Below are 6,926 nucleotides of genomic sequence, written 5' to 3' on the forward strand. Positions count from 1 at the left end.
GGGCCTTTCCGATGCCGTCCGCGAGCTACGCGGCTAGTGTCGTGAAGGAGGTGCGGTCAAATCCGTACAGACCTCCCATTTCGTGCGGAGGGCCGATGAGCGCTGTGCATCACGATGGGCACGAGGGTCCGGGGCACCTGCCCCGCATGCAGCTCGACGATCTGCTGGAGGAGCTGCAGGTGCGGATCGACGCGGTGCGCGGCACGCGCGACCGCATCCACAGCCTGCTGGAAGCGGTGCTCTCGGTGGGCCGGGAGCTGGAGCTCTCCCAGGTGCTGCGGCGCATCGCCGAGGCAGCCGTGCAGCTCGTCGACGCGGAGTACGGCGCGCTCGGGGTGATCGGGGAGGACGGGCAGCTCTCCCAGTTCATCCCGGTGGGAGTGACCGAGGAGCAGACGGAGGCCGGCGGGCTGCTGCCGGCCGGGAACGGACTGCTCGGCGAACTGATCCGTGATCCGGCGCCCCTGCGGCTGGCGGAGCCGGCCAGGCATCCGTCATCGCAGGGATCCCCCGCGGGCCGGCACCAGACGGGCTCCTTCCTCGGCGTTCCGATCCGGGTGCGCGAGGAGGTGTTCGGCAACATCTATCTGGCCGAGAAACGCGACAGCAAGGAGTTCGACGGCGACGACGAGACCGTGCTGTCGACCCTCGCCGCGGCCGCCGGCGTCGCCATCGAGAACGCCCGGCTGTACGAGGAGGCCCGCTACAGGCAGCGCTGGATGGAGGCGAACGCCGAGGTCACGCGGGCGCTGCTGTCCGGGGTCGGCGAGAGGCGGGTCCTGGGGCTGATCGTCGAACTGGCGCGCACGATCCTCTCCGCGGACCTGGGCGTGCTCGCGCTGCCGGAGGAGGGCGGCGACTTCCTGAGGGTGGCCGTCGCCGCCGGGACCGACGCGGAGATGCACAGAGGGCTGCTGCTGCCACGTGAGGGCTCCTTCGTCGGAGCCGCCGTCGACGCCGGTGAGGTCACCACGAGCGCGGACGTGGAGCACGATTCGCGCATCACCGCCGGTCCGCCGCGCTGGGCCGGCCTGGGACCGGCCGTCGCGGTCCCCATGATCGCGGAGGACACGGCGAAGGGGGTGCTGCTGCTCGCCCGTACGAAGCCGCGGCAGCCCTTCGCGGACACCCAGACCGCGCCGCTGAGCGCCTTCGCCGGACAGGCCGCCGTGGCGATGGAGCTGGCCGAGCGGCGGCGCGACGCCGAGCAGATCACTCTCTTCGAGGACCGCGACCGCATCGCGCGGGACCTGCACGACCTGGCCATTCAGCGGCTGTTCGCCACGGGGATGACCCTCCAGAGCGCCATGCGGTTCGTCGATCACCCCAAGGCGGGGGAGCGGCTGCTGAGAGCGGTGGACGATCTCGACGCGACGATCAAGATCATCCGGTCGACCATCTTCGGGCTGCGGACGCACGACGCCGACTCGGCCGGCGAAGGGCTGCGCAGCCGCATCACCGAGGCGGTGCAGGACGTCGCGCCCGCCCTGGGGTTCGCCCCCGCCCTGCGCATGGAGGGGCTGCTCGACACGGAGGTCCCCGGCGACGTCGCGGACGACGCGGTGGCCGTACTGCGTGAGGCGCTGTCCAACGCGGCCAGGCACGCGGCGGCGCACGCCGTCGAGGTGTCGGCGGAGACAGCGGCAAAGACCCTCACGCTGTGCGTCGAGGACGACGGCGTCGGGATGCCCGCAGGGGGACGGCACAGCGGGCTGCACAATCTCGCAGAACGGGCGGACCGCCTCGACGGCGAGATGCGGCTCGAGACGCCTGACGGGGGCGGTACGAGGGTCGTGTGGAGCGTGCCCCTGAACAGGCCCGGCCAGTGAGCCGCGTGAAGCCGGTCGGGGGCGGCCCGGCGCGGGGCAGGCGAGCGCGGGTAGGGCCGATGGGGTCAGTGCGGCCGCGGCTGGTCCCGTCCCTGCGAGTGCGCCTGGGTGGCGAGCACGGCGGCCTGCACGCGGCGCTCGACACCGAGCTTCGCCAGGAGCCGGGAGATGTGGTTCTTCACCGTCTTCTCCGACAGGTAGAGGCGCTTTCCGATCTCCTGGTTCGTCATCCCCTCCCCGATCAGCGAGAGGATGTCCCACTCGCGGGACGAGAGATCCGCGAACGCGGCCTCCCCCTGCTCCTCCCGGCGGGGCTCCGGGCTACGCAGGCTGCCCATGAGCCGGGCCGTCGTCGCCGGGTCGAGCATCGACTGGCCCGCCGCCACCGTCCGTACCGCCGAGACCAGGTCGGACCCCTTGATCTGCTTGAGGACGTAGCCCGCGGCGCCCGCCATGATCGCGTCCAGCAGCGCCTCGTCGTCGTCGAACGAGGTGAGCATCAGGCACGCCAGCTCAGGCATGCGGGAACGCAGCTCGCGGCAGACGGTCACGCCGTCGCCGTCGGGCAGCCGGACGTCGAGGACGGCCACATCCGGCCGCAGCGCGGGGCCGCGCGTGAGGGCCTGCTCGGCGGTCCCCGCCTCGCCGACGACGTCGATGTCCGTCTCCGACTCCAGCAGGTCGTGCACCCCGCGCCGGACCACCTCGTGGTCGTCGAGCAGCAGGACCCTGATGGGGTTCTGCTCGGAGAACGTGCGCAGATCGCTCATGTGGGCCTCGTGTCCGGTCGACGGCGGCTGCTTCCGGCGGCCTCTTCGGACGGGTCCGCCGGACGAACCCTTCAGACCAACTCTGACGAAATCCTCACCCCGCGGCCCGTCGGCCGAATAGGGCCGAACGGGCCCGACCGGGGCGATGCGGGGGCCACCCGTACCCGCGGGATGGACCCGTCGGCCCTCGGCATGGACCTGTCGGCCCTCTTGGCGGACCCATTCCGCGGTCACTTTGCTCCCGTGGCCGTTTGACGCCCGTGAGGGGAGTCGGCACATGAAGACCAGGAAATGGCTGTGGCGCTGGCAGAACAACTCGCTCAGACGCCGCTCCGACCGTGTCGAGGCATGGGTCGGGCTGATGGCTGCGGCGGTCATGGCCGTCAGCGCTCCCGTCACCGGAGCGGTGGCCGCGGACGCGCTGGGCGACAGCCTTCGCGACCGTTCGGACTTCCGCCGGACGTCGGCGGTGCTGATCGAGAACGCTCCCACCACCGACGGCCTCTCCACCGTCTCGAGCAACCCGACGGTGCCGGCGAAGGTCAAGTGGAAGGCGCCCGGCGGCCACTCCCGGACGGGCCGGGCTCCCGTGGAGGCGGGCACGCCCGCGCACACCCGCGTCACGGTGTGGCTCGACAGCCGGGGTGAGCCGCGGCAGCCGCCCCCGGGGCCCGGCGAGATCACGGGCGAGAGCGCCGCAGCCGGCGGCGCCACCGCGGTCGCCACCTGCTTCGCCGTCGCGAGCGGCTGCTGGATGGTGCGGCGGCGCCTGGATTCCGTACGCGAGAAGGACTGGGAGAGGGAGTGGGCTGCCGTCGGACCCTGGTGGAGCCGCCGCGAGTAGCCACGATCCCCGGACTCGCCGATTCCTGCTGCTTCCCGTTGATCCTCGCCGATGACGCCCCAGGGTCGGCGGCCACTCAGGGAACGATGTCCAGCACGTCCCGCACAGGGCGGCGGGGCGTACGGGAGCCCAGCGGCCCGTAGCCCAGGCGGATGACCATCTGCACGGGCCCCGCGCCCCAGACCGGATCCCGCAGCAGCCAGCGCAGCTCCGTGTTCTCCAGCGCCTGCGTGGCGAACGAGCTCGCCAGCCCTTCCCTTGTGGCCACCAGCAGCACCCGCTCCATGGCCTGCCCCGCCACGAGCCAGTCCTCGGGACGGTCGCGGTCGGAGTACAGCAGCCCCAGGTGCGGCATGTGCTCGAACCGGGCAGACTCCCGGTCGGTCTCCTCCCGGCCGCGAGCGAAGTCGCGCACCGGCGCCCGGCCGTCCTGCCGTCGCGGTCCGAAGCTGTACTCCGGGACGCCGTCCAGGATCGTGTCCGGGTCGACGGGCTCGCCGGCGGTCCCGGAGAGCGTCACGCCCGTACGGACCCAGCGCCGCTCCTCCGGGTCGCCCTGGTGCTCCAGCTTCAGCTCCGCCTCCTCCAGCAGGTCGAGGACGAGGGCCAGGTGCCAGCCGGACAGCAGGGCCAGCCTCGACCCCTCGGCGCGTGCCTGATCGATCAGTAGATGCTCCAGCGCGGTGGGTATGGGCCGCTCGGCGAAGGGATAGCGGTTCGTGCGCCGCTCAGCGATCGCGCCGTACAGCCCGAAGAGGTCGTGGTCGAGGTCCTTCGGGGCGCGCGTCAGCTCCACGATTGCCAGCGTCTGCCTGTCGTCCGGGTCGGGCAGCAGCCTCACCACGGGCTGCAGACCCGCGTGATACGCGGCCACCCGCAGGTTGAACAGAGCCGCACCGCAGCCGAGGTGCAGAGCACGCATCTGCGGGTCTGACTGCGGCATCGCCCGCTCGAAGTCCGCCCGCAGCGCGATCGAGTGGTCGGCTCGCCGGTACCGGAACCGCCAGGGCTGCGCATTGTGCATGGACGGCGCCGTGGAGGCATCGCGGACCAGAGTCTCGACCATCTCCTCCTCGGCGAATGAGGTGAGGCCCATGTGTCGCCTCCTTCGATCCGGTCCGGCGGTCGCCCTGCGCGGGGAGCCGCCGGCCTGGTGCCGTGGGCAACGCCCTGATGCTGCGCTCCGCGGACGTCCGTCCGGTGGGCGTACGGCGTTCCGGGGCAGCGCCCTCACTGGACAGCCTGCTGCGAGTGCTCCGCGACGCCGAAGGCCCGGGAGGTCCTGAACGGGGGGCCGACTGTCCCTGTCTTCGTCTGCTGCTCGCGTCTCCCGGTTTGCTGCTCCGCCTGCCTGCGGCTGGGACGACAAGAGGCAGCACCCCGTTCGCGGGGAACGGGGTGCTGCCTCAGGGAGTTCTGGGGGCCTCAGCCGGAACGTCGTGCGGCCGTCGGGCCGCCTCCGTAGGGCTGAGCGGTGCGGAGCGTCAGTAGCCCAGTCCGTGCCCGAACTCGTAGAGCGTCTTGTCGGGGTCGTCCAGGGCGGGGATGGCGACCGGCAGCTTGCCCGCGGGGGCGAGGTCGCCGTAGAGGGCGTCCACGACGGAGGCGACGGAGAGCTTGCCGTAGGAGAAGGTGGCCAGATAGGCGGGGACGTCGGGGAAGCGGCGGATGTCGTAGGCGTTGCGCACGGCCACCGCGATCACCGAAGTCCCGGTCTTCATCAGGGCCTTGACGAGGGACGCCTGCGCCGCGCCCTTGTCCGCTGCCGACGCGGCGGCGTTCGTCAGGACGACGGTGACGTCGTGGTCGGCCGCTGCCGCCACGGCCTCGTCGATCTTCACCTGGGTGGGGGCCGCGCCCGTCTCCAGCGCGGTCGCCGACTGGCCGGAGCGCGTCTCGACGGCAGCCGTGAGGTCGGCGACCTGGGTGGCGCCCCAGCCGGTGACGAGGACGGAGTGGTCGCCGCCGGACAGCGGCAGCACCTTGCCCTCGTTCCGCACGAGCGTGACCGTGCGGTCGGTGATGCGGGCGGCGTCGGCGGCGTGACGCTTGTTGCCCACGACGCGCTCGGCGCGCTTCTCGTCGACGTACGGGCGCGGGAAGAGCCCGTTGCGGATCTTGTGTTCGAGGATGCGGAGCACCGAGGCGTCCAGCCGGGACTCCGGCACGTCGCCGGACTCGACGGCCTTGAGCACCGCGGCGTGCGCGGTGTCCGCCTTCGGGGCCAGCACGAGCTGGTCGCACCCGGCCTTGAGCGCCCGCACCGGGGCGACGTCCGGCGGGAAGTCCTCGGTCGCGCCGCCCATGTCGAGGGCGTCGGTGACGATGAGGCCGCGGAAGCCCAGTTCCTCGCGGAGGAGGCCGGTGACGATGGGCTTCGACATGGTCGCCGGGACCTCGCTGGAATCCAGGGAGGGGACGACGATGTGCGCCGTCATGATCGTGTCGACGCCGCGTGCGATGGCTGCGCGGAAGGGCGGCAGGTCGATGGTGTCCAGCTGCTCACGCGTGTGCTTGATCACGGGCAGGCCCGAGTGGCTGTCGACGTCCGTGTCGCCGTGACCGGGGAAGTGCTTTGCGGCGCTTGCCACTTCACCGCGGTGGTAGCCGCGTACGGAGTCGGAGACGAGCCTGGAGCACAGCTCGGGGTCTGAACCGAAGGAACGGACACCGATGATGGGGTTGTCCGGGTTGATGTTGACGTCGGCGACCGGGGCGTAGTTCTGGTTGATGCCCATCGCGGCCAGCTCGGTTCCGATGATCTCGGCGGAGCGGCGGACGTCGTCGCTCGAACGGCCCGCGGCCAGCGCCATGTTGCCCGGCAGCTGCGTCGCCGGCTCCAGCATGCGGTAGACGACGCTGCCGCCCTCCTGGTCGATGGAGACCAGGAGCGGGATGCGCGCGCCGGTACGGAGCGCGGCGCGCTGCAGGCCGTTGGAGAGTCCCGCGACCTGGCGGGGGTCCTTGAGGTTGTCCGGGCCGCGCCGCGCGTCGAAGTAGATGACGCCGCCGGGACGGTACTTGGCGATGACCTCGGCAGGCGTCGAAACCCCGTACAGCTCCTTGTTCTTGGCGTGCGAGGTGGCGGCCGTGGTGCCGTAGACCTCCACGACGAAGAGCTGACCGATCTTCTCCTTCAGCGACATCCGGCCGAGCAGGGTGCGGGCCTCGCGCTGCGTGCGGGCGTCCGCGGCGGCCGCCTGCGCAGTGCCGGACGAGAGGCCGAAGGCCGCCGCGACACCTGCGGCTCCGGCGAGGATCTGTCTGCGGGTGGTGGACTGGTGCGGCGGCGTCTGCTGCATCGGTGCTCCTCAAACGGGCGACTCAAACGGGCGACGCGGAGTCGGGCATACGGGAGCGCACATCGTTGCAGCGGGGCGTGGGGAGGACCAGACGCCGCGCGGATGTTCATGGGTCCAGTCCAGTGGCGGAGACCGGGCGCGGAGCGCCCCGGAAGACCGCCGGCGGAGCGCCCCGGAAGAC

The 6,926-nt window shown here is 71.9% G+C and carries 5 protein-coding genes; 2 read left to right on the forward strand and 3 right to left on the reverse strand.

The annotated features are described in order from the left end of the window. Window positions 1-95 precede the first annotated feature (95 nt). Entirely contained in the window at window positions 96-1,829 is a 1,734-nt protein-coding gene (locus H5J26_RS04505; protein WP_181764360.1) for a GAF domain-containing sensor histidine kinase, read from the forward strand. A gap of 65 nt (window positions 1,830-1,894) precedes the next feature. Here H5J26_RS04505 and H5J26_RS04510 read toward each other — a convergent pair whose 3' ends face one another. Then, entirely contained in the window at window positions 1,895-2,599 is a 705-nt protein-coding gene (locus tag H5J26_RS04510) for a response regulator (RefSeq protein ID WP_181764361.1), read from the reverse strand. A gap of 277 nt (window positions 2,600-2,876) precedes the next feature. On the opposite strand from H5J26_RS04510, the gene H5J26_RS04515 reads away from it, so the two are divergent. Beyond that, window positions 2,877-3,443, forward strand: a complete 567-nt coding sequence (locus H5J26_RS04515; RefSeq protein WP_181764362.1) for a hypothetical protein — start codon at window positions 2,877-2,879, stop codon at window positions 3,441-3,443. A 76-nt stretch (window positions 3,444-3,519) separates the two neighbouring features. Here the strand turns inward: H5J26_RS04515 and H5J26_RS04520 are convergent, their stop codons facing one another. Together H5J26_RS04520 and H5J26_RS04525 are read right to left on the reverse strand one after the other, a co-directional pair. Continuing rightward, on the reverse strand, window positions 3,520-4,539 hold the full coding sequence (locus tag H5J26_RS04520) for an Acg family FMN-binding oxidoreductase (RefSeq protein ID WP_181764363.1): 1,020 nt from the start codon (window positions 4,537-4,539) through the stop codon (window positions 3,520-3,522). 388 nt (window positions 4,540-4,927) lie between these two features. Further along, window positions 4,928-6,745, reverse strand: a complete 1,818-nt coding sequence (locus H5J26_RS04525) for a glycoside hydrolase family 3 protein (RefSeq protein ID WP_181764364.1) — start codon at window positions 6,743-6,745, stop codon at window positions 4,928-4,930. Window positions 6,746-6,926 lie beyond the last annotated feature (181 nt).

The organism is Streptomyces albidus (ex Kaewkla and Franco 2022) (assembly GCF_013870515.1).
GTDB lineage: Bacteria > Actinomycetota > Actinomycetes > Streptomycetales > Streptomycetaceae > Streptomyces > Streptomyces albidus.

Bases quoted from the DNA above. Each gene is read 5' to 3' on its own strand.
- H5J26_RS04515 (WP_181764362.1), top strand. From the start codon at position 2,877: ATGAAGACCAGGAAATGGCTGTGGCGCTGGCAGAACAACTCGCTCAGA.
- H5J26_RS04510 (WP_181764361.1), bottom strand. From the start codon at position 2,599: ATGAGCGATCTGCGCACGTTCTCCGAGCAGAACCCCATCAGGGTCCTG.
- H5J26_RS04505 (WP_181764360.1), top strand. From the start codon at position 96: ATGAGCGCTGTGCATCACGATGGGCACGAGGGTCCGGGGCACCTGCCC.
- H5J26_RS04525 (WP_181764364.1), bottom strand. From the start codon at position 6,745: ATGCAGCAGACGCCGCCGCACCAGTCCACCACCCGCAGACAGATCCTC.
- H5J26_RS04520 (WP_181764363.1), bottom strand. From the start codon at position 4,539: ATGGGCCTCACCTCATTCGCCGAGGAGGAGATGGTCGAGACTCTGGTC.